The organism is Streptomyces sp. NPDC028907 (assembly GCF_055564995.1).
Genome location: NZ_JBVHVE010000005.1, coordinates 252503 through 278743, shown reverse-complemented (window position 1 = coordinate 278743; position 26241 = coordinate 252503). Strand labels below are relative to the sequence as shown.

The following is a 26241-nucleotide window of genomic DNA, read 5'->3' as shown; positions in this document are numbered from 1 at the left end:
TCAGTCTGCCCCGTGGCCAGGGGCGAGATCCTCGATCCTGCGGGCGAGCGCGAAGTCCCGCTCGGTCACGGCGCCCACGGTGTGGGTGTTCACGGTGAGGGAGATCGTGTTGTAGCCCAGGGTGAGGTCGCTGTGGTGGTCGAGCTCCTCCTGGACCTGGGCGATGTGCACGACCATCGCCGTGGCCGCGAAGTGCGAGGGGAGCCGGTAGGAGCGGGCGATCCGGTCGCCGTCCAGCGACCAGCCGGGCAGTTCCGCGAGCCGGTCCTCGATCTCCTTCTGCGACAGCGGTTCGAGGGGCATGACCTCGCTCCTTCCTGAACGGGCGGCTTCGTCTTCAGACTGCCACAGCCCGGGCGCGGCGGCCCTGGTCGGACGGGTGACCGGCGGATCAGCGGCGGACGTGCGCCAGACAGCCACCCGCCCGGGCGCCGTACACGGCCTCTCCCACCAGGGACGACCTCCAGGGATCAGTCATTCCACGCGCTCCTCGACTACGGTCGTACACATGGCCATCGTCCCGTCCGCAGACGCCACGCCCGCCGCCGTCCCCGCCGACCGGGGCGTGGGTCCGCTGCTGCGGGCCTGGCGGGAACAACGGCGGGTCAGCCAGCTGGAGTTGGCGCTGCGGGCCGACTCCTCGGCAAGGCACATCAGCTTCATCGAGACGGGGCGCTCCCGGCCGAGCGAGGAGATGGTGCTGCGGCTGGCCGAGCACCTGGACGTGCCGGTACGGGAGCGCAACGCGCTGCTGCTGGCCGCCGGCTACGCCCCGCACTATCCGGAGACCCCGCTGGACGACCCGGCGCTGGACGCGCTGCGAGCGGGCATGGAACAGCTCATCCAGGGCTACGAGCCCTACCCGGCCCTCGTCGTCGACGCGATGTACGACGTCCAGGCTGCCAACCGGGGCATCCTGATGCTGCTCGACGGCATCCCCGAGCACCTCCTCGTGCCTCCGCTGAACGCGATGCGCCTGACCCTGCACCCGGAGGGCCTCGCCCCGCGCATCCGCAACCTGCGCGAGTGGCGCGGCCATCTGCTGGCCCAGATGGACCGGCAGATCGCCCTGCGCCGCTCCGGTCGACTGCGCCGGCTGTACGACGAGGTGGCGGCGTACCCGGTACCCGAGGAGCCGGCCGGGACCGTCGAACCGGCCGCGCCCGTCCCGTACTTCGCGCTGCCGCTGCGGATCGAGCACGAGGGCCGGGTGCTGTCGTTCATCTCCTCCATCTCCACCTTCAACACCCCCATGGACGTGACCGTCGCCGAGCTGGCCATCGAAACCCTGCTCCCGGCCGACCCGGCGACGGTCAAGTACCTTCAGGCGCTGCTGCCCTGAAGGCCCTTCAACGCCACGTACTGCAGCGCGGCGAACCCGGCGACGGTGAGCGCCTGGACCACGGTCCACACCGCGCCCACCGCGGTCGGCGACAGCCACAGCGCGAGTGCGCCACAACTGAGCAGGCTCCAGGCCAGGTTTGCCTCGATCACGGCCCGTACGGGGAGAGCGGCGGGACGCGCACGGGACGCGAGGAGCCCGACGCCGGCGGCGTACACGGCGAGGAAGGCCCCGAGCCGGAGCAGCAGCCCCCCGTCGACTCCGAGCAGCCGCTCCAGCGGCCCGGAGGCGGCGAGGTAGGCGAGCCCGTTCGCCCCGGTCACCACGGCGTCCAGGGCCAGAAAGCGGCGCAGTGCGGTCTGCGGGTCGGAGGTCCGGGCGAGCGCGGCCAGCGAGGTGGCGGACATGGTGAATCACCCTCCGTCGAGGTCGGGTAGCGGTGGGACCCGGGTTCCGGACCGGAGTGCGCCGCCCCGGAACCCGGTGCCCCCACGTTCCCGTAGACCGACGGCGCGGTCGATTACCCCCGAGGTAATACGCCCTGAGGGGCGCGGGGCTGTGTCGATGTGCGGCTCCGCCGCGTCGGCGCGACCAGCCACGACGGACCCGCACCCGGCAGACCACAGTGACCACCCCAATGGATCCCCGCATCAAAGCCTGGCACACTGCTCGACGTACTTCCGGCGCGTAGGGGAGGCGTGGCGTGAGTGAACGGCGGCCCGCGCCCACCGTGGGCCAAGTGGTGCTCGGCAAGCGCCTGCAGGAGCTGCGCGAGGCGGCCGGCCTGGGACGCGACGAAGCCGCACGCGTGCTGCGCGTGGCCCCGGCGACCGTACGCCGGATGGAGACGGCCGAGGTAGCCCTGAAGATCCCGTACGTGCAGGTTCTGCTGGAGACGTACGGCGTGCCGGAGAACGAGGCGAGCGCCTTCGTCACCCTGGCCGAGGAGGCCAACCAGCCCGGTTGGTGGCAGCGCTTCCACGACGTGCTGCCGGACTGGTTCAGCCTGTACGTCAGCCTGGAGGGCGCCGCCCGCATCGTCCGCTCCTACGAGCCGCACTTCGTGCCGGGTCTGCTCCAGACCGAGGACTACGCCCGGGCCGTGCTGGAGGCCGGGACGATAGGGCAGACGGGGCCGGAGTCCATCGAGCGTCATGTGTCGCTGCGCATGGAACGGCAGCGGCTGCTGGAGCGCCCGGACCCGCCGCACCTGTGGGTGATCATGGAGGAGACGGTGCTGCGGCGTCCGGTGAGCGGCCGTGGCGAGGTGATGCGCGGCCAGGTGGACAAGCTCCTGGAGTTCGCCGAGCGCGACCGGGTCACGTTGCAGATCGCCGAGTTCGCCGCCGGCCCGCACCCGGGGACGTACGCGCCCTTCAGCCTGTTCCGGTTCTCCGAGCCCGAACTGCCCGACATGGTCTACACGGAGTATCTGACCGGCGCCCTGTACCTGGACTCCCGCACGGAGGTCGCCACGCATCTGGAGGTCCTCGACCACATGTCGACGGCCGCCGCGTCGGCCGAGCGCACGAAGAAGATCCTGCGGGAGTTCCGCGAAAGCTGCTGAGCCACGAGCCCGCCCGACCCCGAGGAGAGCACACGGCATGACCGGATCCGAGTCCGCGCCCGTCCGTATCGACACCAGCCGTCCGCATCCGGCCCGCGTGTACGACTGGTGGCTGGGCGGCAAGGACAACTACCCGGTGGACGAGGAGCTCGCCCGCAGGATCCTCGCCGTGGACAGCAGCGCGGTGCGCGGGGCGCGCGCCAACCGCCGGTTCATGCACCGGGCCGTCGCCACGGTCGCCGAGGCAGGGGTCCGCCAGTTCCTGGACATCGGTACGGGCATCCCCACCGAACCCAATCTGCACCAGGTGGCACAGGGCGTCGCGCCGGAGGCGAAGGTGGTCTACGCCGACAACGACCCGATCGTCCTGCGCCACGCCCAGGCCCTGCTGCACGGCTCCGCCGAGGGCACCACCGCCTATGTGCACGCGGACGTCCGAGACGTGGACGCGCTGCTCGCCCGGGCCGCCGAGTCCCTCGACTTCGGGGCGCCCGTCGCGTTGTCCCTGGTCGCGCTGACCCACTATCTGGGCGCCGAGCCGGACGGCGACGACGTCTACGGCCTCCTGGCGAAGTACGTGGCCGCGCTGGCCCCCGGCAGCTGTCTGATCCTGTCGCAGGTCACCCCCGATCTGAACCCCGCCGCGATCGACAAGGCCGCCGAGCACTTCCGGCGCAGCGGCACCTCCTTCCACCCCCGCTCGCTCCCCGAGTTCTCCCGCTTCTTCGACGGCCTGGAGCTGCTCGGCCCCGGTGTGATCCCGGTGTCCGGCTGGCGTCCGGGTCCCGAGGACGTGGCGGCCCAGGCGGAGGGCATCGTGCCGGTGTACGCGGGGGTCGCCCGCAAGGTCTGACCCGTACGGGTGCGGTGAAGGGGTGCGCTCCCGCGTGCCGCCCTAGGTTCGTGAACAGGGACCAGGGCAACCAAGGGAGCGCCTGTGACCGACACGGAGATACCGCCCACCCCGCCCGCCGAGCCGCCCCCGGAGCCGGGCGCGGCGCTGCTCAAGGCGGGCAGGTTCTTCCGGCCGGGCACGGCCACGCCCGATCTGCACAGCGTCGCGCTGACCGGCGGGCGCGAGGCGGACGCCTTCTACCGGGACCGCTGGAGCCACGACAAGGTCGTGAACTCCACGCACGGTGTGAACTGCACCGGCTCCTGCCGCTGGAAGGTGTACGTCAAGGACGGCATCATCACCTGGGAGACCCAGCAGACCGACTATCCGAGTGTCGGCCCCGACCGCCCCGAGTACGAGCCCCGCGGCTGCCCGCGCGGCGCCGCCTTCTCCTGGTACACCTACTCCCCCACCCGGGTCCGCTACCCCTACGTCCGCGGGGTGCTCCTGGAGATGTACCGGGAGGCGAAAGAGCGGCTCCGGGACCCGGTCCTGGCCTGGGCGGACGTCCAGAGCGACGCCGAGCGGCGCCGCCGCTACCAGCGGGCACGCGGCAAGGGCGGCCTGGTGCGGGCGAGTTGGGACGAGGCGGTCGAGCTCGTCGCGGCGGCCCACGTCCACACCATCAAGACGTACGGCCCAGACCGCATCGCCGGCTTCTCCCCCATCCCGGCGATGTCGATGGTGTCGCACGCGGCGGGCGCCCGCTTCCACTCGCTGATCGGCGCCCCGATGCTGTCGTTCTACGACTGGTACGCCGACCTGCCCGTCGCCTCCCCGCAGGTCTTCGGCGACCAGACGGACGTGCCGGAGTCGGGCGACTGGTGGGACGCGGCGTATCTGATGATGTGGGGCTCGAACGTCCCGGTGACCCGCACCCCGGACGCCCACTGGATGGCGGAGGCCCGCTACCGGGGCCAGAAGGTCGTGGTCGTCGCCCCCGACTACGCCGACAACGCCAAGTTCGCCGACGAGTGGCTGCACCCGCACCCCGGGACGGACGGCGCGCTGGCCCTCGCGATGGGCCATGTGATCCTCAAGGAGTTCTTCGTCGAACGTGAGACACCGTTCTTCGCGGACTACGTACGGCAGTTCACCGACCTGCCCTTCCTGGTGACCCTGGAGGAACGGAACGGCGCCTACGTCCCCGCGAAGTTCCTGCGCGCCTCGGACCTGGGTCAGGAGGGCGGGAGCGCCGAGTGGAAGACGGTCGTGCTCGACGAGGTGTCGGGCCGCGCGGTCGCCCCGAACGGCTCCCTCGGCTTCCGCTGGTCCGAGTCGGGCCAGGGCAAGTGGAACCTCGAACTCGGCGCGATTAGACCGAAGTTGAGCCTGTACGGCAGTGAGGTAGCCGTAGGTCTCGAGGTGCTGCTGCCGCGCTTCGACACCGAGGGCGGGCCGCACGGGCAGGGGCGCGGGGGCGTCGTAAGGCGTGGCGTCCCGGCGACGAAGCTCGGCGGCGCGAACGGCCCGCTGGTGACGACGGTCTTCGATCTGCTGCTCGCCCAGTACGGGGTGGGGCGGCAGGGGCTGCCGGGCCGCTGGCCGGCGTCGTACGACGATCCGGACGCGCCCGGCACGCCCGCCTGGCAGCAGGCCCACACCTCCGTCCCCACGGCCAAGTGCATACGCATCGCACGGGAGTTCGCGCGGACGGCCGAGCGGTCCAAGGGCCGCTGCATGATTCTGATGGGCGCCGGCACCAACCACTGGTTCCACTCCGAGACGATCTACCGCGCCTTCCTCGCCCTGCTCCAGCTCACCGGCTGCCAGGGCCGCAACGGCGGCGGCTGGGCGCACTACGTCGGCCAGGAGAAGTGCCGCCCGGTGACCGGCTGGGCCACGCTCGCGGCGGCGTCGGACTGGTCGCGGCCGCCACGGCAGATGATCGGCACGGCGTACTGGTTCCTCAACACCGACCAGTGGCGCTACGACGGGTTCACGGCCGACGTGCTCGCCTCGCCGCTCGGCACGGGCCGGTTCCGGGGAATGACGGGCGCGGACTGTCTCGCGCTGTCGGCGCGCACGGGGTGGATGCCGTCGTATCCGACCTTCGACCGCAATCCGCTGGAGCTGGGCGAGGTGTTCGGCGATCCGGTGTCGCGGGTGGTGGCCGAACTGCGCGCGGGCACCCTGAAGTTCGCCTGCGAGGACCCGGACGCGCCGGAGAACTGGCCGCGGGTGCTGACGCTGTGGCGGGCCAACCTGCTCGGCTCGTCGGCGAAGGGAGCCGAGTACTTCACCCGGCATCTGCTGGGCACGCACTCGTCCCTCCAGGCCGAGGAGGCCCCCGAGGACGTCCGGCCGCAGGACGTGGCCTGGCGCGACGAGGCCCCGGAGGGCAAGCTCGACCTGCTGCTGTCGCTGGACTTCCGGCAGACGTCCTCGACGCTGCTGTCGGACGTCGTGCTGCCCGCCGCGACCTGGTACGAGAAGCACGACCTGTCCAGCACGGACATGCACCCCTACGTGCACTCCTTCACCCCGGCCGTGGATCCGCCGTGGCAGGCCCGCACCGACTTCGACACGTTCAAGGCGCTGGCCGAGCGGCTCAGCGAGCTGGCCGTCGACCATCTCGGCGTCCGTAAGGACCTGGTGGCGACGCCGCTCCAGCACGACACCCCGGGCGAGATCGCCCAGCCGGGCGGGGTGGTCCTGGACTGGCGGCGCGGGGAGTGCGACCCGGTCCCCGGCAGGACGATGCCCCAACTGACCGTCGTGGAGCGGGACTACACGGCGATCGGCGCCAAGTTCTCCGCCCTCGGACCGCTGGTCGAGCAGCTCGGCCTGCCCGCGAAAGGCATCACGCTGAAGCCCGACGAGGAGGTCGAGGACCTCCGGCACCTGAACGGCGTGACGGCCGACGGCCGCCCCTTGCTCGACACGGCCGTGAAGGCCGCGAACACCGTCCTCGCCCTGTCCGGCACCACCAACGGCCGCCTCGCCACCCAGGGCTTTCGCACCCTTGAGGCCCGCACCGGGCAGGAGATGGCGCACCTCGCGGCCGAGCACGAGGGCAGGCGGGTCACGTACGCGGACACACAGGCCGCGCCCGTACCGGTGATCACCTCGCCGGAGTGGTCGGGCAGCGAGTCGGGCGGGCGCCGCTACACCGCGTTCACCCTCAACACCGAGCACCTCAAGCCCTGGCACACCCTCACCGGCCGCCAGCACTTCTTCCTGGACCACGACTGGATCCACGAGCTCGGCGAGGCGCTTCCCGTCTACCGGCCGCCGCTGGACATGAACAAGCTGTTCGGCGAGCCGCGGCTCGGCCCGGACGGGCAGCGGGAGGTGACGGTCCGCTATCTCACCCCGCACAACAAGTGGTCCATCCACTCCGAGTACCAGGACAACCTGTTCATGCTGGCCCTCTCCCGCGGCGGCCAGAACATCTGGATGTCCCCGCAGGACGCCGACGCGATCGGCGTCGTCGACAACGACTGGGTGGAGGCTGTCAACCGCAACGGTGTGGTCGCCGCCCGGGCCGTCGTCTCGCACCGGATGCCGGCCGGCACCGTCTACATGCACCACGCGCAGGAACGCACGGTCGCCGTGCCGAAGACCGAGACCACCGGCAGGCGCGGCGGCATCCACAACTCACTCACCCGGCTGATCCTCAAACCATCCCATCTCGTCGGCGGCTACGCCCAGCTCTGCTGGGCGTTCAACTACCTGGGCCCGACGGGCAACCAGCGCGACGAGGTGACGGTGATCCGCCGCCGCAGCCAGGAGGTCGAGTACTGATGCGTCCGATGGCCCAGATCGCGATGGTCATGAACCTCGACAAGTGCATCGGCTGCCACACCTGCTCGGTCACCTGCAAGCAGGCGTGGACCAACCGGCGGGGCATGGAGTACGTCTGGTTCAACAACGTCGAGACCCGCCCCGGCCAGGGCTATCCGCGCCGCTACGAGGACCAGGAGCGCTGGCGCGGCGGCTGGGAGCTGAACCGGCGCGGCGCGCTGAAGCTGAAGGCGGGCGGCCGGTTCCGCAAGCTCGCCGGGATCTTCTCCAACCCCGAACTCCCGGAGATCAAGGACTACTACGAGCCCTGGACGTACGACTACAAGAACCTCACCGACGCCCCGCTCGGTGACGACTTCCCGGTGGCCCGGCCGGTCTCGCAGCTCGACGGCAAGCCGATGAAGATCGAGTGGTCGTCGAACTGGGACGACAACCTCGCGGGCGCGCCCGCCCACGGCGACTTCGACCCGATGGTGGAGCAGACGCGCAGACAGGCCTCGGACAAGGTGCGGTTCGAGTTCGAGCAGACCTTCATGTTCTATCTGCCGCGCATCTGCGAGCACTGCCTCAACCCGTCCTGTGTGGCGTCCTGTCCGTCCGGGGCGATGTACAAGCGGGCGGAGGACGGCATCGTCCTCGTCGACCAGGACAGGTGCCGCGGCTGGCGGATGTGCGTGACGGGATGCCCGTACAAGAAGGTGTACTTCAACCACCGCACCGGCAAGGCGGAGAAGTGCACGATGTGCTATCCGCGGATCGAGGTCGGTCTGCCGACGGTCTGCTCGGAGACCTGTGTGGGCCGGCTCCGCTATCTCGGGGTTGTGCTCTACGACGCCGACAAGGTGACCGCGGCCGCGTCCGTGCGCCGCGAACGGGACCTGTACGAGGCCCAGTTGGGGGTGTTCCTCGACCCAGAGGACCGTGCCGTGCAGCGGGCCGCCGACGAGGCGGGGATCCCGTACGACTGGGTGGAGGCGGCCCGCCGGTCGCCCGTGCACGCGCTGATCAGCAAGTACCGGGTGGCGCTCCCGCTGCATCCGGAGTACCGGACGATGCCGATGGTCTGGTACATCCCGCCGCTCTCCCCGGTGGTGGACGCGCTGAGCGAGACCGGGCACGACGGCGAGGACGCCGGGAACCTGTTCGGGGCGATCGACAGCCTGCGCATTCCGCTGGAGTACCTCGCGGAGATGTTCACGGCCGGTGACATCGGCCCGGTGCGTGCCTCGCTGGAGAAGCTCGCCGCGATGCGCTCCCACATGCGGGCGATCAACCTCGGTGAGGAACCGGATCCCTCGGTGCCGGACGCCGTGGGCATGCGGGCGCGGGAGATCGAGGAGATGTACCGGCTGCTGGCCATCGCCAAGTACGAGGACCGGTACGTGATTCCGACGGCGGCCGTCGCGGACGCGCGGCGCCTGGAGGAGTCGGCGCTCCCGGAGGGGTGCAGCCTCGACTACGACGGCGGGCCCGGGATGGGCGGGGACGGGCCCTTCGGCCAGGACTCGGGCCGCAAGCTGCTGCCGCTCGTACCGGTGGAGAACTTCCACATCCTGCGCCGCCGGCAGACCGCCGACGACGCGGCCGAGACCACCCCCACAGCCGATCCCACAGCCGACCGCGAGGAGGCCTGATGCCGTCCTTCGAGGTGCTCTACCAGGCGGCCGCGCTCTGCCTGACCTACCCCGACGACGACTTCCGCGCCCGGCTTCCACTGCTGCGCGAGGCGGCCCCGCAGTTGCGCGGGTTCACCGACCACGCGGCCGTGACACCGCCGGGCGAGCTGGCCGCGCACTACGTCCAGGTCTTCGACCTGAAGAACCGCCACAGCCTGTATCTGAGCTGGTGGCGCGACGGGGACACCCGGCGGCGCGGCATGTCGCTGGTCCGCTTCAAGGACCTCTACCGCGCCCACGGACTGGAGTTCACCGGCGAGGAACTGCCCGACTTCCTGCCCGCGGTACTGGAGTTCGTGTCCCGCACCGGCAACACCGAACTGCTCCTGGAGCACCGGGACTGCCTGGAGCAGCTCCGCACCCGCCTCACCGACTTCGGCACACCGTACGCGTCGGTCCTGGACGCCGTGTGCGCCACCCTGCCGACCGCACAGACGGGGACGCGCCCATGACCACACTGCTCTGGGGCGTCCTGCCCTATGTCACCTTCGTCCTGCTCGTCGCCGGCCTGTTCTGGCGCCACCGCTACGACCGCTTCGGCTGGACCACCCGCTCGTCCCAGGTGTACGAGTCGAGGCTCCTGAACATCGCCTCGCCCGCCTTCCACTACGGCATCCTCTTCGTGCTGGTCGGCCACGTCATCGGGCTGTTCATCCCCGAGTCCTGGACGGACGCCGTCGGCGTGAGCGAGCGCACCTACCACCTGTTCTCCCTGTACGGCGGTACGGCGGCCGGTCTCGTCACGGTCGGCGGGATCGCGCTGCTGGTCTACCGCCGCCGCACCAGGGCGCCGGTGTTCCGCGCGACGACCGCCAACGACAAGGTGATGTACCTGGTGCTGGTCGCGGCGATCGTGATGGGCATGGTCGCCAAGCTGACCCACGCCTCCGGCGACGGCTACGACTACCGCCGGTCCATCGCCCCCTGGGCCCGCAGCCTGTTCACCCTCACCCCGGACACGGACCTGATGGCGGGCGTGCCGGTCCTCTACCAGATCCACGCGCTGATCGGCATGGCACTGATCGCGCTGGTGCCGTACACCCGGCTGGTGCACATGTTCAGCGCCCCGGTGCAGTACCTCTTCCGGCCGTACGTGGTGTACCGCAGCCGGGACCCCAGGCAGCTGGGGTCCCGGCCGGAGCGGCGGGGTTGGGAGAAGACTGATGTCTAGGCGGCACCGCCCTTCGCGTCCCGGTCCTCGTCGACGATCTCGGCGTCCACCACGTCGTCGTCCTGCGGTGAGGTCTGTTCCGTGCCGGTGCCCGAACCGGCGCCTGCCCCGGCGTCGGCGTCGGTCGGGGTCTGCTGGGTCTGGGCGTACATCGCCTGGCCCATCTTCTGGCTCACGGTGGCGAGTTTCTCGATGCCGGTGCGCAGGGCGTTCGTCTCGGCGTTGTCCGCCAGGAGCTGCTTCAGGTCGGCCGCCGCCGACTCGACCTCCGACCTGGTGTCCGCGGGGACCTTGTCCTCGTTGTCGCGGACGAACTTCTCCGTCTGGTAGACGAGTTGCTCGGCCTGGTTCCTCGTCTCGGCCGCCTCGCGGCGTCGCCGGTCCTCCTCGGCGTACTCCTCGGCCTCCCGCATCATCCGGTCGATGTCGTCCTTCGGGAGGGCCGAGCCGCCCGTCACGGTCATCTTCTGTTCGCGGCCGGTCGCCATGTCCTTCGCGGAGACGTGCATGATCCCGTTGGCGTCGATGTCGAAGGCGACCTCGATCTGCGGGACACCGCGCGGGGCGGGCGGCAGACCGGTGAGGTCGAAGACGCCGAGCTTCTTGTTGTACGCGGCGATCTCGCGTTCGCCCTGGTAGACCTGGATGCCGACGGAGGGCTGGTTGTCGGTGGCGGTAGTGAAGATCTCCGAACGCCGGGTCGGGATCGTCGTGTTGCGTTCGATGAGCTTGGTCATGATGCCGCCCTTGGTCTCGATGCCGAGGGACAGCGGGGTGACGTCGAGCAGGAGGACGTCCTTGACGTCGCCGCGGATGACACCCGCCTGGAGAGCCGCGCCGACGGCCACGACCTCGTCGGGGTTGACGCCCTTGTGCGGGTCCTTGCCGGTGAGTTCCTTCACCAGGTCGGTGACGGCGGGCATCCGGGTGGAGCCGCCGACGAGGATGACGTGGTCGACGGCGGAGAGCTTGATGCCGGCGTCCTTGACGGCCTGGTGGAAGGGGGTCTTGCAGCGGTCGAGGAGATCGGCGGTGAGCTCCTGGAACTGGGCGCGGGTCAGCTTCTCGTCGAGGTGGAGGGGGCCCTCGGCGGAGGCGGTGATGTACGGCAGGTTGATCGTGGTCTCGGAGGAGCTGGACAGCTCGATCTTGGCCTTCTCGGCGCCTTCGCGGAGCCGTTGCAGCGCCATCTTGTCGTTGCCGAGGTCGATGCCGTTCTGGCCCTTGAACTTCTTCACCAGGTGTTCGACGACCCGCTGGTCCCAGTCGTCGCCGCCGAGGTGCGTGTCGCCGTTGGTGGCCTTGACCTCGATGACGCCGTCGCCGATCTCCAGCAGCGAGACGTCGAAGGTGCCGCCGCCGAGGTCGAAGACGAGCACCGTCTGTTCCTCGCCCCGGTCGAGGCCGTAGGCGAGCGCGGCGGCCGTGGGCTCGTTGATGATCCGCAGCACCTTCAGGCCCGCGATCTCCCCGGCCTCCTTGGTGGCCTGCCGCTGGGAGTCGTCGAAGTACGCCGGGACGGTGATCACCGCGTCGGTCACGTCCTCGCCGAGATAAGACTCGGCGTCCCGCTTCAGCTTCTGCAGCACCCGGGCGGACAGTTCCTGGGCCCGGTAGCGGGTGCCGTCGATGTCGCCCTGGTCCGGGAAGCGCCAGCTCCCGTCGCCCATGTGCCGCTTCACGGAACGGGCGGTGCGCTCGATGTTCGTCACCGCCTGCCGTTTGGCCACCTCCCCCACGAGCACTTCGCCGTTCTTGGCGAAGGCCACGACCGACGGTGTGGTCCTGGCCCCCTCCGCATTGGCGACGACAGTGGGTTCGCCGCCCTCCAGGACGGCGACCACCGAGTTCGTGGTCCCGAGATCGATCCCGACCGCGCGTGCCATCGCTGTCCCCTTCCGCCAGGGCGCCCCTTGAACTCCAGCACAAAACTTGAGCGGGTTCTTGTCAATGGGACGGGTGACCGGGAGGCCTGGAGCCAAACGGCCGGCTGAGCGGCCGCTCAGCCGGCGAAGGACGAGGTGGGCCGGGCCTGAAGGGCCGCGCCCACCTCAGGGGCGCGGGGAACCGCGCGACAAGCCACGACGGCGCAGCGCACGCCACACAGCCCTTTCCCGGCACCCCCCATATGCGCCCCGCTAGGCCAACTTCGCCGACAACGTGATCGTCGTCCCCGTCAACGCCTGACTCACCGGGCAGTTCTTCTTCGCATCCTCCGCCGCGGCGGCGAATCCCTCCTCGTCGAGCCCCGGCACCGTCCCCTCCACCGTGAGGTGGATCCCGGTGATCCCCTCCCCCGGCTGGAAGCTCACGTCGGCCGAGGTGAGAAGCTTGGTGGGCGGCGTCCCGGCACCCGCCAGGGCGTGCGACAGCGCCATGGAGAAGCAGCTGGAGTGCGCGGCGGCGATCAGTTCCTCGGGGCTGGTCTTGCCGTTCGCGTCCTGGGAGCGCGAGGCCCACGTGACCGGCTGCGCGGCGATGGCACCAGAGGAGTCGAAGTTGACGACACCGTTGCCCTCGAGCAGGTTGCCTTCCCAGACGGTGTGTGCGGAGCGCGTGGTAGCCACGGTTCTTCCTTTCGCGTGGGGGCCCGTTTCCTGGGCCCGTGCCCCCATCCGATCACACTCCGGCCCACCGCACCCGGAAGACCGGCCTACGGGGGGTGAACGGCAGGCGACGGCTTGTCAGGCGGCCCGCTCCTCCGGCTCGGGCTCCAAGGGGACCTGAGGTCCGTTCGCTTCCCGCAGCCAGCGGCGCAGTACGCGGTGCACGTGCTCGGCGCCCACGAGGTCCTCGCCTTCGCCGACCGGCACGGAGAAGGCGAGCGGCGACATCAGGAACGGCTCGCCCTGCGCCCCGCCGAGTCCGCCGTGCGAGCCGATCTGCTCCTCGAAGGCGAGCACCTCGCCGCCCTCGTCGGGGTCGTACGCGGAGTTGACCATGATGTCGGCGGTGTTCGGGAAGGTGTGCGTACGACGCACCGCGTCGGCGGCGCCGGGCCCGAACACCTTCAACGGGCCCGGATCCTCGTCGAGTCGGTCCAGTGGGATCTCGGCGCCGTACGCGCCGAGCACGACCCCGCCGTGTTCCTCGCTGCGGACGAGCAGGAAACCGACGCCGGGGTGGTTGGCGAGGGTGGTCAGCAGGGCCGGGTGGCGGGCGTCGATCTCCTCCTTGGTCATCCGGTGCGGCACGTCCGGGAAGGAGACCAGGCCGAGATTGCCGGACGCGAGCACGATCGGCTCCGAGCGACGGGAGGGCCGACGCTGTTCGCCGCCCTCCTCGACGGGCCGGCGCAGGGCGGCGCGCACGGCCGCGCGGGCCTCGGCGCCACTGTGGGTGCGCCGCGCCCTGCGCGGCACGGGCAGCCCGCAGCCGGCCCGCACCAGGTCGCCGAGGCCGAGCCCGTACCGGGACCGGAAGGTCTCCCCGGGGCTCTGGCCGTGGTCCGACAGCACGACGATCCGGTACGGCCGCGGCGCGTGCTCGGCGACGTTCTCGATCAACGCGAGGGACCGGTCGAGGCGGGCGAGGACCTTCTCGGCATCACGGCTGCCGGGCCCGGAGTGGTGCGCGACCTCGTCGTACGCCACGAGGTCGGCGTAGACGGCGGTGCGGCCGGCGAGCATGTCGCCCATCACCGCGGCGACGACGACGTCCCGTTCGACGACGGTCGCGAACGCCCGGATGAGCGGGTAGAGGCCGCCGCGGGCGACACGCGGGCGGGCCTTGCGGGCGCGGGCCCGGGTGGACTGGCCGATCTCGCGGCCGACCTCGGCGACGAAGGACAGGGCGGTGCGCACGGCGTTGGCCGGGTCGGAGAAGTAGGCGAAGTAGCCCGCGCGGGAGCGGTTCTCGCGGCCGCGCCGTCGGGTGGCGATGGACAGCACGAGGGCCTGCTCGTCGGCGCCGCCGCTGAAGAGGTTGCCGCGGCTTGCGCCGTCGGCGGCCAGGAGTCCGCCGTCGCCGGTGCGGTCGATGGCACGGCGCTGGAGTTCGGCGGCGTTGGCGGGGCGGTTGCAGACCATCACCTCGCGGCCGGCCTTCTCGTACCAGCGGAAGGCGGGGACGTCGTGGTTGCTGCCGTGCAGGATGCCGAGCTGGCTGGCGCCGGTCTGGCTGGACCAGTCGGTGCGCCAGGGGGTGAGCCGGTGGGTGGGGCGGGCGGGGTGAGCGGGGTCTGCGGTGCCCTCTCCCAGCCAGCGGGCGACGGTGGGCATCAGGTCCTTGCCGACGGCGGCGAGGAGGACGTCGTGGCCGACGCCGTCGAGCTGGACGAAGACGGTGCCGGGGCTGGACGGGCCGGGTGGCAGGGCTCTGCGGCGACGGTCGGCGAGGCGGTACAGCCGGCGTCGGTAGGCGTCGTCGTCCCGTACGGCCAGGGCGGCGCCGGTGGCGGAGGCGACGGCGGACATCACCGCGGCGACGATGACGGCGGTCTCGGGGGCGGCCTCGCTGTCGCCCGAGGGGACGAGGCGCAGGGCGAGAATGAGCAGGGAGCCGTTGAGGAAGAACACCAGCAGGCCCAGCACCAGGGCGGGCACGAGGAGCAGGAGCCGGACGAGAAGGGGCCAGGCGAGGGCGGACAGCAGGCCGAAGGCGCCGGCGCCGAGGGCGGCGGTGATGGCGATGCTGGTGGCGCTGTCGCCGTCGGCCGACTGGAGCTGGAAGTCGGGGAGGATGCCGGCGAGCACGAGCATGGTGACGGTGGAGACCGCCCACACGGTGACGCTCCGCCCTACCTGACTCGCGATCCGTCGCCAGCGCACGGCCCACCTCCCGGCCCCATTGTCTCGCCCCCGCCGCCCCTACCCGTCCCATCCCTGAGGGCTGCGCCCCCCAGGCCCCCGCCATCGGCCCTCCGGGCCTCGTCCTCAAACGCCGGACGGGCTGAAAGACCTCAAGGAGCGCGGGGAACTGCGCGCCCGGCCACGACGGCGCCGCAGACGCCGTACGACCTTTCACGGCACCCCACGCGGAGCGTTCAACGGCCGTCGTAGCCCGCCGTCGGCATCGACAGTCTCCGGTGCACCCGTGCCTTCATCTGCGCGTCGTACAAGGGCTCGGCGCGCCCAACGATCTCCACCCGCACCCCCCGTCGCACGCACTCAGCGGTGAACTCCTCGACGGAGGACAGCGCGCTCTCCAGCACTCTCCGGCTGGGTGCCACGAACAGGTCGAGGCCGGGGCGGACGCCCTCCCACAGGACGGTGTGGTCCGCGCGCAACCGGCGCACGAGCAGTTCTCGCGCGACGACGTACCCGTGTTCGGCGGCCCAGCGCGCGCACATCGCGTGCTGGCTGCGGGAGTCCACCAGGAAGGGGTCGGCGTCCAGCTGTTCGAGCGGCGTAAGACTGGCGATGGCCGTCACGCGCACTATGGATGACCCCATGGCGTCCCCCTCACCTCCGGGTTTCGCCGCCGACCCTACTCCAGCCCGTACGCTTCGGGGAGTCGCGCGAAGGAGGCAAAGAGGGTGGCCGTGGAGATCACGTGGTGGGGTCACGCCACCTGCACGGTCGAGGATTCGAACGTGCGCCTGCTGACCGACCCCTTGTTCGCGCGCCGGCTCGCGCACCTGCGCCGCCGCCGTGGCGCGCTGCCGCCGCCGGGCGCCTGGCGCGCGGACGTCGCCGTCGTCTCCCATCTGCACGCCGACCATCTGCATGTTCCGTCCCTGGCCAGGCTGGAGCGGGGCACCCGCCTGCTGGTGCCCCGGGGCGCGCTCCGGGCGGTGCCGGGGCTGCGCCGGCTCGCGCATCTCCAGGTGAGCGAGATGACGCCGGGGGACGTGACGACGGTAGGCGATCTGTCCGTTCGGGCCGTTCCGGCCCGGCACGACGGACGGCGGCTGCCGGTCGGCCCGCGCCGCTCGCCCGCCCTCGGCTATGTCATCGAGGGCGAGGCACGGACGTACTTCGCCGGGGACACCGGGCTGTTCGACACGATGGCGAAGGAGGTCGGGCCGGTCGACGTGGCGTTGCTGCCGGTCGGTGGCTGGGGGCCGTATCTCGGGGAAGGCCATCTGGACGCGGGGCGCGCGGCCGAGGCACTGACCCGGCTCGCGCCGCGCAGTGCGGTGCCGGTGCACTACGGCACGTACTGGCCGATCGGTATGGACGCCGTGCGCCCCCATGAATTCCATGCGCCCGGCGAGGAGTTCGTGCGGCTCGCGGCGGCGCGTGCCCCCAGCGTGTCGGTGCACCGGCTCGCGCACGGGGAGCGCGTGCGCCCGGAGGTGACCCGGTGACGGTGCTGGCCGCCACCACGACGGTGGTGCCGACCGCGTCGACGCAGCAGGCGATCGGCTATCCGTCGCTGTTCCTGCTGGTGCTGATCGGGGCGCTGGTGCCGGTGGTCCCGACGGGTGCGCTGGTGAGTTCGGCGGCGGTGGTGGCGTTTCACCAGACGGCGCCGTTCTCGCTGGCGCTGGTGTTCGTGACGGCGTCGACGGCCGCGTTCCTGGGGGACGTGACGTTGTACTGGCTGGGGCGGCGTGGGATGGGCTCGAAGAACGGGTCGCGCTGGCTGGAGGCGATCCGTTCGCGGGCGCCGGAGGAGCGGCTCGCGCAGGCGCAGGAGAAGCTCGCCGCGCACGGGGTGGCCGTGCTGGTGTTGTCACGGCTGGTGCCGGCGGGGCGGTTGCCGGTGATGTTGGCCTGTCTGCTGGCCAAGTGGCCCATGCGGAGGTTTGCGCGGGGAAACCTGCCGGCGTGCCTCGCGTGGGCGGTGACGTATCAGTTGATCGGGATTCTCGGGGGGTCGCTGTTCGACGAGCCGTGGGAGGGAGTTGTGGCGGCGATTGCGTTGACGCTGGTCATCAGCGTGGCGCCCAGTGTGTGGAAACGGGTTCGATCTGCCAGGTGATGGTTCATCGCGGGGTGCGGGTCGTATGTGGTTGCTCGCGCAGTTCCCCGCGCCCCTGGGTGGGTCCACTCGCCCCTGATGGGTCGAGCACCCTCGACCCACCCACCGGAAGATCCCACAAGTCCTCCCGCGCCAATCCCGCCTTCCCCCATGCCGCCCTCACGCGCGTGAGCGGTTCCAGGACCGGCTCCGCCGACAGCACGAACGTGGCCCAGTGCATCGGGGCCATCCGCCGGGCGCCGAGGTCCTGGGCGGCGCGGACCGCCTCCTCCGGGTCGCAGTGCACGTCGCTGAGCCACCAGCGGGGGTCGTAGGCGCCGATGGGGAGCAGGGCGAGGTCGATGCCGGGGTAGCGCTCGCCGATGCGGGTGAACCAGTGGCCGTAGCCGGTGTCGCCCGCGAAGTGGACACGCTGTCCGTCGGGGGCGGTGAGGACCCAGCCGCCCCACAGGCTGCGGCAGGTGTCGGTGAGGGTGCGCTTGGACCAGTGGTGGGCGGGGACGAAGTCGAAGCGGACGCCGGACAGTTCGGCCGCCTCCCACCAGTCCAGCTCGGTGACCTGGTTGAACCGGCGGCGACGGAACCAGGGGGCGAGGCCGGCCGGTACGAACACGGGGGTGTGGCGCGGGAGTCTGCGCAGCGTGGGGGCGTCCAGATGGTCGTAGTGGTTGTGGCTGATGACGACCGCGTCGACGCGCGGCAGGGCGCTCCAGGCGACGCCGACGGGGGTGACGCGGGCCGGGGTGCCGAGGATGCGACGGGACCAGACGGGGTCGGTGAGGACGGTCAGTCCGCCGATCTGGACGACCCAACTGGCGTGCCCCGCCCAGGAGACGGCGACCGTTCGGGCGTCCACCCGGGGTACGGGGCCAGGCTCGAAGGGCAGGCGCGGGATGTCGGCGAGGCCCTCCGGGCCTGGGCGCACGGAGCCCTCGCGGGCGAAGCGAGCCAGGGTCTTGATGCCGGGCAGCGGGGCGGTGAGCCGGTCGTGGAAGGTCCGCGGCCACACCCGGCGTTCGCCCAGCGGGCGGGGTGCGGCGAGCGGCGGGAAGGGGTGCGCGAAGCGGGACGGGGCCGGCGGGGCGCCGGCATCCCGGGTGGGCGTACGCGGCGGGGTCGACGTGGCTGACTCGGACTGCTGCGTCATCGAGGAGGCTCCCATCGCTGAGCTTCGTCACGGAGATCGTCGAAGACCGACTTCAAGTGGATCAACGCGCGGTGCACGTGCGGCAGTTCCAACGGCGAGGGTGAGGTGACGCATTCCGCGCGTTCCTCGTCGGTGCCGGCCAGCAGCGGTCCGGTGGACAGCCGCACGCGCAGCGCGCCGAGGTCGTCGCCGAAGCGGTGCCCGCCGGGTGCGGGCATGCCGAGCCGGACGGCGAGGAAGTCCTCCAGGTCCTGTGCGTCCCCCACGCCGTGCGCGGACAGGCCGGCGCGCAGCGGGCCGAGGTCGATGTACAGGTGCCGCCCGGCCTGCGGGGGTCGCGCCACCGCGCCCGCGCCCACGGCGGCGGTGTGCGCGGCGGCGGCCACGCGCGCGTGCAGGCGTACGGCGGCCGTGATCCGCGCGGTGACCGGTTCGGGCTCCGCCAGGGCGTACCCGGCCGCGAGGGCGACCGGACCGGCGATCCGGGCGCCGAGCGCGGTGAGCACGTCGAGCACGCGCGCGTGGAGGCCGTTCCCGGCGCCGTGGGCGGGGAACCTGGCGACGCCGGCCGGCCAGCCGGGCGGGAGGTGGGCGCCGGACAGGTCGGTGACGACGGTGACCTGGTCGGGCAGCATCTCGGCGGGGCTGAGCAGCACGGTGTCGTGCGGGGCGTGCACGGTGTCTCGCCAGGTCTCGTCGCTGACCAGGTGCAGCCCCTCGTCGGTGGCGGCCTCCAGGGTCTCGTGCAGTGCCTCGGGCGGCGCCACGGTGGCGGTGGGGTCGTCGGCGACGGACAGCACGAGCAGCCGCGGGTCACCGCCCTCGTCCCGGACCCGGCGAACGGTCTCCAGAAGGGCGTACGGATCCGGGACACCCCCGCTCTCGGCCGGTGTCGCCACATGGAAGACGGGTCTGCCCAACAGGCGTGCGTACGGCGCCCACCAGGCCGCGCAGGGCCTGGGCACCAGGACGTCGCCGCCGATCGCGGCGGTCAGCGCGAGCAGCAGGGCGGGCGCCCCGGGAGCGGCCACCACCTGCTCGGGCTCGGTCGGCAGCCCGCGCCGGTCCCAGTAGCCGCACGCGGCCTCCAGAAGTCCGTGGCCGCCGCCGATCGGCTCGCTCTCGGGCCGGCCGGCGGCCGCGGCGAGCACGGCGGCCAGTTCGGGCAGCACGGGCAGCCCGTCGCCCGGCAGCGGTGGACCGTAGCGGACAGGGCCGTGGCCTTCTGGGTCCGTCGGGCGCATCCGTGCCTCCGCGCTGTGCCTGCTGCCTCAGTGAGTACCCATCGTGCGGTCCCCCATGGGCGCCCGCAGGGGTCGCGCCCGTCACAGCGTCGGCGTGCGTCAGTCCTCAGCGGTGGGTGACTTGCGGCGCAGTCGGTACACCGCGCCGCCGGCCGCGCTCGCGATCAGCAAGCCACCGGCGACCAGGGCGGGCACGGAGTCGGTGAAGGTGCCACCCGAGCCGGCCCGCACACCGTGGTGCCCCGCCTCCTCGGCACAGTCCGTCTCGGCCTTGCCGGGGCCGGTCATGCCGGAATGGGAATCGGCGCAGTGCCGGCCACCACCCTCCGTACCGCCACCGCCACCTTCAGTCCCGCGCCGGCCGCCGCCCTCGACACCCTCCAGGCCGCCTTGGCCACCGTCGATGCCGCCCTGGCCGCCGTCCCAGCCGCCCGTGCCGCCGTCCTCACCGCCGCCTTCACCGCCCTCTTCGCCGCCTGCTTCGCCGCCGTCCTTGCCCGCGTCCTTGCCGCCCGTCCCGCCGCCGCTGTCGCGGGCCACCGTGAACGTCGCACTCCATGGCTTGCCCTCCCCTCCGGCCGCCGCAGGACAGGTGCCGTCCACCGTCCAGGCGGAGTCGGATCCGACCGCGTCGGGGTCGCCCTCGAAGTTCTCGGCCGGGGGAACGCGGGCGGTGCCGCGGTAGGCGGGCCCGGCGCTCTTCCCGTCGTTGCCGGAGACGCGCTTCAGCGCGACGGTGCCCTCTTCGAACGCCTGTGAGGTGGCGTCGAGGGTGGCGGGCGCGGCTCCGCCGGCCGGGTCACAGGTGACCGCGACGGTGACGCTGCCGCCCGGGGAGACGCTGACGGGGCTGACCCCGGCGGCCGGTTCCGCGAAGACGGCCGAGGCGGCGAAGCCCAGGACGACACCGGCCAGGGCGGCGACGGACAGGGCGCGGGCGGTGCGGCGCATGGGGTGAGCTCCTTCGGCCGACGGCTGCGGGGGTACGGCGGTCGTGCCCCCGCAGCCATGACAGCCCGCCCGGCGTCCGGGCGCGCGCGGCCGGGCACCATTCGCGGGACGGTGACGCCCGAGCGGGTGACATCACCGAGGCCTCTGCCTGCCCCCGTCCCCGCCCTCTGCCCCCGCCCTCCGTCCCGTCAGTTCAGCAAGGCCGCCAGGTCGCGCTCCAGCCCGCGCCCCCGCCTGCCGACCACTCCGGCGGCGACGTCCGACAGCTTGCGGTTGGTGCCCTGGGAGATGCGGCGCAGCACGCCGAAGGCGGCGTCGGCGTCGCAGCCGAGGACGTGCATGACGATGCCGCACGCCTGGTCGACGACGGGCCGGGAGCGCAAGGCGGTGCCCAGCTGGTCGAGCTCGGTGAGCGCGGCCCGATACGAACGGTCGCGGACCAGGCAGTCGGCGGCGAAGTCACCGAGGGCGTGCACGGGCCCGTGGGCGGCGTCCTCCAGGGCGCCCGGCCGGAAACTGTAGAGACTGAGCGTCACCGTCAGCCCGGAGCGGCGGAACGGCAGCGTGACGCTGGAGCGCACGCCCGAGTCGAGCGCCACGGCGCGGTACTCCGGCCAGCGCTCGTCGCGCAGCAGGTCGGCCGAGCCGACGGGTTCGCCGCGTTCCAGAGCGGCCGGAATGGGTCCGTTCCCGGAGCGGAGCTGTACGGCGACGAGTCCGGCGAGGTCGGGATGGGTGACGGCGGCGGGCCGCTCGGCCGCCGGCTCGGCGACCAGGCTGCTGGCCCCGCAGCAGTCGGAGGTGCAGCGCACGGCCTGTTCGACCAGTTCGGACAACCTGCGCGCCGGAAGGGCGGCTTCGGCCGACTCGCGTGCCCAGTGCTCCACAGGGTGCTGAGCGGGCATCCTCAACTCCTCCTCTCTCCCCGCGCGTTCCCGGACCCGCGCGGGGAAAACAACGGAAGAACAGGCAGAACCGGTTGGGTCCCCGGCGCCCCGCGCCACGTGGTCAGGAGCTAGGTTCGTCCTCATGGCGAAGACCGACGAATTCGGTGAAGAGCTCGCGGATTTCGTGCGCCGCGTCGCGGAGCTCAAGGCGGCGCGGTCCGTGTCCGGAGGGGACCTGCCGACCGTACTGGACGCGGCGATCTTCGAACTCGACCATGTGGCCGACCAGTTGTGGCCGTGGTTCGAGCGGCTGTCGTCGGCCGGGCCGCCCCGTACGACGTCCGCCGACCGCCAGGAACAGCATCTGCTGCGCGCGGTCTTCCAGCGGTTTCCGCTGCCCGTGGCGCTGGTGGACCGGGAGGCGGTGGTGCGTCGGCTGAACTTCGCGGCCACGTCCTTCACCGGGGTCCGCGCGGGCTACGCGACGGGCCGGCCGCTGACCGGGTTCCTCGCCCACGCCGACCGGGCCGCGTTCCGTTCCCAGGCGGCCGCGGTGGCCCGCGGCGAGGGCGACCGCGGCCTCACCGTGCGTCTCCAGCAGCGCCCCTCCGTGCCGGTCCACGCGACCCTGACCGCAGTACGCCCGAGCGGGGAGCCGCACACCACGGTGCTGGTGGTGCTGCAACCCGGCGACCTTGCCGCGACCGGGTCCCCGAGCGCGGCCGAGAGCCCGACGCCCCAGGTCCCCGACCTGACCGAGACCACCCGGCACGCGTCCCTGATGGACGTCCTGGACGAGATGACCACGACCCTGCTGACCGCACCGCGCGGTGACCGTGACGCGGTCCTCAGCCGGGCCGCCCAGGTCCTCCACGGCCGCTTCGCCGACTGGGTGATCGCCGACACGGGCACGGCCGAACTCTCCCGTACGAAGGTCCTGGCCCCCTCGGAGAAGGAGGCGAGCGCCGTCGCGGCCCAGGCCCCGGCCACGTGCCCGCTCGTCATGGAGACGGCCCGCACGGCCTCCCCCACCCTCCAGGTCCGGCCCTCGAACCCGACCGCCTTCGGCCACACCCCGGACGGCGTTCCCGTCCTCGCACAGGCAGACGTCACGTCACTGCTGTGCGTGCCGGTGCTGGTCGGGGATGCCGTACAGGGCGTCCTCACGCTTTTCCGCTGCGGAGCCCGCCTGGCCTTCTCGATGGCGGAGGCCAAGGCGCTGGACACGATGTCCCGCCACGTGTCACTGGCGGCAACAGCAATCCCCTGAGGGGCGCGGGCCTGTGTCGATTCGCGGCTCCGCCGCGTGGGCGCTACCCGGCACCGAGGACCTGCTCCCGCACCCGACTGCAGCACCGGCTGATCAGCCGGGACACATGCATCTGCGAGATCCCCAGCTGCTCCGCGATCCGGCTCTGCGTCATGTCCCCGAAGAACCGCATGTACAGAATCGCCCGCTCACGCTCGGGCAACGCGGCCAGCCGAGGCGCGACCGCCTCACGGTCCACGACCGTGTCCAGCGCGGGATCGGCTGAGCCCAGCGCGTCGCTCAGCGAGTACCCGTCGTCACTGCCGGGCAGCTCCGCGTCCAGTGACAGCGCGGTGAAACTCTCCAGCGCCTCAAGACCGACCTTGACGTCGGCCTCGCTCATGTCCGCGTGCGCGGCGATCTCGGCGACCGTGGGCCGCCGCCCGGAGACGGTCTGGAGGTCCTGGACGGCGAACCGGACACGGTTGCGCAGGTCCTGGACGCGGCGCGGCACGTGCAGCGTCCACATGTGGTCGCGGAAGTGCCGCTTGATCTCGCCGGTGATGGTGGGCACGGCGTAGCTCTCGAAGGCGTTGCCGCGTTCGGGGTCGTAGCGGTCGACGGCCTTGACCAGGCCGAGGGCTGCGACCTGCCGCAGGTCGTCGAAGCTCTCGCCGCGGCTGCGGAACCGTCCGGCGAGGCGGTCGGCCATGGGCAGCCAGGCCTCGACGATCCTCTCGCGGACGGTGTCGCGCTGCTGGCCCTCGGGCAGCGTGGCGAGCTTGCGGAAGTCCTCCGCGGTGTCGGGTGCGTCGTCGTGCGGGTGGTGCTTCGCGCTCACTGAAGTGGGCATTCTGCGTCGCAACTCCCTTGGTTGTGCTCTGGCTTGGACGGTCACCATGGGAGTGCGGGCGTGCACCGGAGCCGGACACACCCGTGGCGGGTGATCCCCGCTCCCACGGACGTGCCTCCTGTCCGAAGCACTGTTTCTTCGCCTGCCCCGGCCCCTCGCCCGCAAACGCCCGTTGAGGTTTTCCACCGGCCCGCAGGGTCACTCGGAGTGGTGCCGCGCAGTCCCCCGGAGCCCAGGAGGTCCCGCACATGAGCACCAAGGTCGCCGACCATGTCCTGCAGCGCCTGCGCGAGTGGGATGTGGAGCACGTCTTCGGCTATCCCGGCGACGGCATCAACGGCCTGCTCGCCGCCTGGGGCCGTGCCGACAACCAGCCTCGTTTCATCCAGTCCCGGCACGAGGAGATGTCCGCGTTCCAGGCGGTCGGTTACGCCAAGTTCAGCGGCCGTCTCGGGGTGTGCGCGGCGACGTCCGGACCGGGTGCGATCCATCTGCTGAACGGTCTGTACGACGCCAAGCTCGACCATGTCCCCGTGCTGGCGATCGTCGGCCAGACGCATCGCACCGCGATGGGCGGCTCGTACCAGCAGGAGGTGGACCTGCACACGCTGTTCAAGGACGTCGCCTCGGACTTCGTGGAGACGGTGACGGTCCCCGAGCAGCTGCCGAACGTCCTGGACCGGGCGATCCGCACCGCGTACGCGCGCCGCGCGCCCACGGCGATCATCATCCCTGGCGACGTCCAGGAGCTCGACTACTCGCCGCCCACGCACGAGTTCAAGATGGTGCCCTCCAGCCTGGACCGCAGCAGCTGGACGGCGATCCCCTCCGACGACTCGATCCACCGGGCGGCCGAGATCCTCAACACCGGTGACAAGGTGGCGATCCTGGTCGGCCAGGGCGCGTCCGGTGCGCGGGCGGAGGTGGAGCGGATCGCCGAACTGCTGGGCGCCGGGGTGGCCAAGGCGCTGCTCGGCAAGGACGCGCTGAGCGACGAACTGCCGTATGTCACCGGTTCGATCGGGCTGCTGGGCACGCGTCCGTCGTACGAGCTCATGCGGGACTGCGACACGCTGCTGACCATCGGATCGTCCTTCCCGTACACGCAGTTCCTGCCGGACTTCGACAAGGCGCGGGGCGTGCAGATCGACATCGACCCGCACATGGTCGGGATGCGCTACCCGTACGAGGTGAATCTCGTCGGCGACGCGAAGGCGACGCTGGAGCGGCTGATCCCGCTGATCAGGTCCGAGGAGCGGGGCCGCGAGTGGTACGACACGGTCTGCGACAACGTGACGCGCTGGCGTGAGGTCATGGAGCGGCGGGCGGACCTGTCGGCCGACCCCATCAACCCGGAGTACGTCGCCCGCTGCCTGGACCCGCTGCTCCCCGAGAACGCGATCGTGTCCTCCGACTCCGGGTCGGCGGCGAACTGGTACGCCCGCCATCTGACGATGCGGCCTGGCATGCGCTCGTCGCTGTCCGGGACGCTGGCGACGATGGGCTGCGGGGTGCCGTACGCGATCGGCGCCAAGTTCGCCCACCCGGACCGCCCGGCCATCGCGCTGGTCGGCGACGGCGCGATGCAGATGAACGGCCTGGCCGAGCTGATCACGGCGGCGAAGTACCAGGACCTGTGGGAGGACCCGCGGCTGGTCGTGGCCGTGTGGAACAACCACGACCTCAACCAGGTCACCTGGGAGATGCGCGCCATGGAGGGCGCCCCGTCCTTCCTGCCGTCCCAGGAGCTCCCGGACGTGCAGTACGCCGCGTTCGCCCGCTCCCTCGGCTTGACCGGCATCCGCGTCGAGAAGCCCGAGGACGTCGAGGCGGGCTGGCGCGCGGGCCTGGAGGCGGACGGTCCCGCGGTGATCGAGTTCCTCACCGACCCCGCCGTACCGCCGATCCCGCCGCATGCCACGTGGGACCAGATGGAGGCCACGGCCTCGTCGATCCTGAAGGGGGACGCGGATCGCGGGTCGATGGTCAGGCAGGGGTTCAAGGCGAAGATGCAGGAGTTCCTGCCGGGGCGGGACAAGAAGGGCGGCTGAGTGTTGAACGACACTGAAGAGTTCAGTTGCGCACGAAACAGTTCAGTGGTCAGTTCAGTAGCGCGGTGAACTGTTCAGTGCCGTACCTACGCAGGCCGGGCAGTTGCGCCGGCATCACCCAGGCGAGACAGCCGGGACTGGCCCAGTTCCTGGCCGAGGGCCCGTTCCTGGAGATCCTCGCGGATGCCGGTGGCGCACACGGCTCTGCCGCCGCCATCTCCCTGTGCCCGACACCCGAAGTCAAGGAGGGGGATCAGAACCGCTTGCCGCGGCCACCGTCGGTTTCCGGGAACGGTCACCCGTCCCGAACGTGCCCTGTCGCTCAGAGGTCGAGGACAAGTCGTGCGCCCTTCGCTCGGGAGCCGTCGCCACCGCGCCTGCGACGACATCTGCTCGGCGACCACGCACCGGGCACTGCGCTCCGCGGTCCCGGGAGCAGCGGCCGTGATCGCGCGCTCCCGCAGCCGCAGCAACGGTGAGCGGGACGACTGATGCCCCCTCGAAGAGAGCCCGGGCCGACAGTCAGTCGCGAGTCCACCGACCGTGCTGCCCATCGCCGGTCGTCGAACTTCTCCGCGCGGATCTGGCTGCCGG

At 71.8% G+C, this 26241-nt stretch carries 23 protein-coding genes; 12 read left to right on the top strand and 11 right to left on the bottom strand.

Annotated elements, in window-relative coordinates:
* The gene (locus ACZ4UU_RS17325; protein WP_468040668.1) at positions 1-303 is read right to left on the bottom strand and encodes a 4a-hydroxytetrahydrobiopterin dehydratase; all 303 of its coding nucleotides are present in this window, start codon (positions 301-303) and stop codon (positions 1-3) included.
* A gap of 205 nt (positions 304-508) precedes the next feature.
* On the opposite strand from ACZ4UU_RS17325, the gene ACZ4UU_RS17320 reads away from it, so the two are divergent.
* Positions 509-1342 carry a helix-turn-helix domain-containing protein gene (locus ACZ4UU_RS17320; protein WP_468040666.1) on the top strand — a complete coding sequence of 278 codons (834 nt, stop codon included), beginning with the start codon at positions 509-511 and terminating at the stop codon, positions 1340-1342.
* On the opposite strand, the gene ACZ4UU_RS17315 is transcribed toward ACZ4UU_RS17320, so the two are convergent.
* On the bottom strand, positions 1324-1749 hold the full coding sequence (locus ACZ4UU_RS17315; RefSeq protein WP_468040665.1) for a hypothetical protein: 426 nt from the start codon (positions 1747-1749) through the stop codon (positions 1324-1326). The genes ACZ4UU_RS17320 and ACZ4UU_RS17315 overlap by 19 nt on opposite strands.
* 296 nt (positions 1750-2045) lie before the next feature.
* Between ACZ4UU_RS17315 and ACZ4UU_RS17310 the strand changes: the two genes are divergently transcribed.
* The 6 genes from ACZ4UU_RS17310 (at position 2046) to narI (ending at position 10398) form a co-directional block, all read left to right on the top strand.
* Complete coding sequence (locus ACZ4UU_RS17310; protein ID WP_468040664.1) at positions 2046-2909, top strand: helix-turn-helix domain-containing protein; 864 nt, start codon at positions 2046-2048, stop codon at positions 2907-2909.
* 37 nt (positions 2910-2946) lie between these two features.
* Positions 2947-3762 (top strand): SAM-dependent methyltransferase, encoded by an 816-nt coding sequence (locus tag ACZ4UU_RS17305; protein ID WP_468040662.1) that lies wholly within the window; start codon positions 2947-2949, stop codon positions 3760-3762.
* Between the two features lie 84 nt (positions 3763-3846).
* A complete protein-coding gene (locus tag ACZ4UU_RS17300; RefSeq protein WP_468040661.1) occupies positions 3847-7551 on the top strand; it encodes a nitrate reductase subunit alpha in 3705 nt (1234 codons plus the stop codon).
* Positions 7551-9185: a nitrate reductase subunit beta gene (narH, locus tag ACZ4UU_RS17295; protein ID WP_468040659.1), complete on the top strand. Its 1635-nt coding sequence runs from the start codon at positions 7551-7553 to the stop codon at positions 9183-9185. Before ACZ4UU_RS17300 ends, narH begins: the two co-directional genes overlap by 1 nt.
* Positions 9185-9679 carry a nitrate reductase molybdenum cofactor assembly chaperone gene (gene narJ / locus ACZ4UU_RS17290; RefSeq protein ID WP_468040657.1) on the top strand — a complete coding sequence of 165 codons (495 nt, stop codon included), beginning with the start codon at positions 9185-9187 and terminating at the stop codon, positions 9677-9679. Before narH ends, narJ begins: the two co-directional genes overlap by 1 nt.
* Complete coding sequence (narI, locus tag ACZ4UU_RS17285) at positions 9676-10398, top strand: respiratory nitrate reductase subunit gamma (protein ID WP_468040655.1); 723 nt, start codon at positions 9676-9678, stop codon at positions 10396-10398. The genes narJ and narI overlap by 4 nt, the downstream gene beginning before the upstream one ends.
* On the opposite strand, the gene dnaK is transcribed toward narI, so the two are convergent.
* The 4 genes from dnaK to ACZ4UU_RS17265 form a co-directional block, all read right to left on the bottom strand.
* On the bottom strand, positions 10395-12284 hold the full coding sequence (gene dnaK, locus ACZ4UU_RS17280) for a molecular chaperone DnaK (protein ID WP_468040653.1): 1890 nt from the start codon (positions 12282-12284) through the stop codon (positions 10395-10397). The genes narI and dnaK overlap by 4 nt on opposite strands.
* Positions 12285-12536: 252 nt before the next feature.
* Positions 12537-12965, bottom strand: a complete 429-nt coding sequence (locus ACZ4UU_RS17275) for an OsmC family protein (RefSeq protein WP_468040651.1) — start codon at positions 12963-12965, stop codon at positions 12537-12539.
* Positions 12966-13082: 117 nt separating this feature from the next.
* Positions 13083-15167, bottom strand: coding sequence for a phage holin family protein (locus tag ACZ4UU_RS17270; protein WP_468040650.1), 2085 nt, complete (start codon positions 15165-15167; stop codon positions 13083-13085).
* A gap of 215 nt (positions 15168-15382) precedes the next feature.
* Positions 15383-15790, bottom strand: a complete 408-nt coding sequence (locus tag ACZ4UU_RS17265) for a hypothetical protein (RefSeq protein WP_468040649.1) — start codon at positions 15788-15790, stop codon at positions 15383-15385.
* 84 nt (positions 15791-15874) lie between these two features.
* Between ACZ4UU_RS17265 and ACZ4UU_RS17260 the strand changes: the two genes are divergently transcribed.
* Together ACZ4UU_RS17260 and ACZ4UU_RS17255 are read left to right on the top strand one after the other, a co-directional pair.
* A complete protein-coding gene (locus tag ACZ4UU_RS17260) occupies positions 15875-16648 on the top strand; it encodes an MBL fold metallo-hydrolase (RefSeq protein WP_468040647.1) in 774 nt (257 codons plus the stop codon).
* On the top strand, positions 16645-17265 hold the full coding sequence (locus ACZ4UU_RS17255; RefSeq protein ID WP_468040646.1) for a DedA family protein: 621 nt from the start codon (positions 16645-16647) through the stop codon (positions 17263-17265). The genes ACZ4UU_RS17260 and ACZ4UU_RS17255 overlap by 4 nt, the downstream gene beginning before the upstream one ends.
* 4 nt (positions 17266-17269) lie before the next feature.
* Here the strand turns inward: ACZ4UU_RS17255 and ACZ4UU_RS17250 are convergent, their stop codons facing one another.
* The 4 genes from ACZ4UU_RS17250 to ACZ4UU_RS17235 all read right to left on the bottom strand — a co-directional run bounded on the left by ACZ4UU_RS17250 (position 17270) and on the right by ACZ4UU_RS17235 (position 21512).
* On the bottom strand, positions 17270-18412 hold the full coding sequence (locus ACZ4UU_RS17250; protein WP_468040644.1) for an MBL fold metallo-hydrolase: 1143 nt from the start codon (positions 18410-18412) through the stop codon (positions 17270-17272).
* Entirely contained in the window at positions 18409-19656 is a 1248-nt protein-coding gene (locus ACZ4UU_RS17245) for an aminotransferase class I/II-fold pyridoxal phosphate-dependent enzyme (RefSeq protein ID WP_468040642.1), read from the bottom strand. Before ACZ4UU_RS17245 ends, ACZ4UU_RS17250 begins: the two co-directional genes overlap by 4 nt.
* Positions 19657-19755: 99 nt before the next feature.
* Positions 19756-20607, bottom strand: coding sequence for a hypothetical protein (locus ACZ4UU_RS17240; protein ID WP_468040640.1), 852 nt, complete (start codon positions 20605-20607; stop codon positions 19756-19758).
* A gap of 188 nt (positions 20608-20795) precedes the next feature.
* The gene (locus ACZ4UU_RS17235) at positions 20796-21512 is read right to left on the bottom strand and encodes an ANTAR domain-containing response regulator (protein ID WP_468040639.1); all 717 of its coding nucleotides are present in this window, start codon (positions 21510-21512) and stop codon (positions 20796-20798) included.
* 124 nt (positions 21513-21636) lie between these two features.
* On the opposite strand from ACZ4UU_RS17235, the gene ACZ4UU_RS17230 reads away from it, so the two are divergent.
* Positions 21637-22764 carry a PAS domain-containing protein gene (locus tag ACZ4UU_RS17230; protein ID WP_468040637.1) on the top strand — a complete coding sequence of 376 codons (1128 nt, stop codon included), beginning with the start codon at positions 21637-21639 and terminating at the stop codon, positions 22762-22764.
* Positions 22765-22807: 43 nt separating this feature from the next.
* On the opposite strand, the gene ACZ4UU_RS17225 is transcribed toward ACZ4UU_RS17230, so the two are convergent.
* Positions 22808-23596, bottom strand: a complete 789-nt coding sequence (locus ACZ4UU_RS17225) for an RNA polymerase sigma factor SigF (RefSeq protein ID WP_468040636.1) — start codon at positions 23594-23596, stop codon at positions 22808-22810.
* 248 nt (positions 23597-23844) lie between these two features.
* Here ACZ4UU_RS17225 and ACZ4UU_RS17220 point away from each other — a divergent pair, with 248 nt between their 5' ends.
* Positions 23845-25647, top strand: coding sequence for a thiamine pyrophosphate-requiring protein (locus tag ACZ4UU_RS17220; RefSeq protein WP_468040634.1), 1803 nt, complete (start codon positions 23845-23847; stop codon positions 25645-25647).
* Positions 25648-25989: 342 nt separating this feature from the next.
* Positions 25990-26139 carry a hypothetical protein gene (locus ACZ4UU_RS17215; protein WP_468040633.1) on the top strand — a complete coding sequence of 50 codons (150 nt, stop codon included), beginning with the start codon at positions 25990-25992 and terminating at the stop codon, positions 26137-26139.
* The last annotated feature ends 102 nt before the right edge of the window (positions 26140-26241 follow it).

What these genes read in the sequence shown, in the direction of transcription:
- ACZ4UU_RS17325 (WP_468040668.1), bottom strand. Translation starts at nt 303, where the DNA reads ATGCCCCTCGAACCGCTGTCGCAGAAGGAGATCGAGGACCGGCTCGCG.
- ACZ4UU_RS17220 (WP_468040634.1), top strand. Translation starts at nt 23,845, where the DNA reads ATGAGCACCAAGGTCGCCGACCATGTCCTGCAGCGCCTGCGCGAGTGG.
- ACZ4UU_RS17265 (WP_468040649.1), bottom strand. Translation starts at nt 15,790, where the DNA reads ATGGGGTCATCCATAGTGCGCGTGACGGCCATCGCCAGTCTTACGCCG.
- narH (WP_468040659.1), top strand. Translation starts at nt 7,551, where the DNA reads ATGCGTCCGATGGCCCAGATCGCGATGGTCATGAACCTCGACAAGTGC.
- ACZ4UU_RS17240 (WP_468040640.1), bottom strand. Translation starts at nt 20,607, where the DNA reads ATGCGCCGCACCGCCCGCGCCCTGTCCGTCGCCGCCCTGGCCGGTGTC.
- ACZ4UU_RS17305 (WP_468040662.1), top strand. Translation starts at nt 2,947, where the DNA reads ATGACCGGATCCGAGTCCGCGCCCGTCCGTATCGACACCAGCCGTCCG.
- narI (WP_468040655.1), top strand. Translation starts at nt 9,676, where the DNA reads ATGACCACACTGCTCTGGGGCGTCCTGCCCTATGTCACCTTCGTCCTG.
- ACZ4UU_RS17230 (WP_468040637.1), top strand. Translation starts at nt 21,637, where the DNA reads ATGGCGAAGACCGACGAATTCGGTGAAGAGCTCGCGGATTTCGTGCGC.
- ACZ4UU_RS17235 (WP_468040639.1), bottom strand. Translation starts at nt 21,512, where the DNA reads ATGCCCGCTCAGCACCCTGTGGAGCACTGGGCACGCGAGTCGGCCGAA.
- narJ (WP_468040657.1), top strand. Translation starts at nt 9,185, where the DNA reads ATGCCGTCCTTCGAGGTGCTCTACCAGGCGGCCGCGCTCTGCCTGACC.
- ACZ4UU_RS17225 (WP_468040636.1), bottom strand. Translation starts at nt 23,596, where the DNA reads ATGCCCACTTCAGTGAGCGCGAAGCACCACCCGCACGACGACGCACCC.
- ACZ4UU_RS17320 (WP_468040666.1), top strand. Translation starts at nt 509, where the DNA reads ATGGCCATCGTCCCGTCCGCAGACGCCACGCCCGCCGCCGTCCCCGCC.
- ACZ4UU_RS17245 (WP_468040642.1), bottom strand. Translation starts at nt 19,656, where the DNA reads ATGCGCCCGACGGACCCAGAAGGCCACGGCCCTGTCCGCTACGGTCCA.
- ACZ4UU_RS17315 (WP_468040665.1), bottom strand. Translation starts at nt 1,749, where the DNA reads ATGTCCGCCACCTCGCTGGCCGCGCTCGCCCGGACCTCCGACCCGCAG.
- dnaK (WP_468040653.1), bottom strand. Translation starts at nt 12,284, where the DNA reads ATGGCACGCGCGGTCGGGATCGATCTCGGGACCACGAACTCGGTGGTC.
- ACZ4UU_RS17250 (WP_468040644.1), bottom strand. Translation starts at nt 18,412, where the DNA reads ATGACGCAGCAGTCCGAGTCAGCCACGTCGACCCCGCCGCGTACGCCC.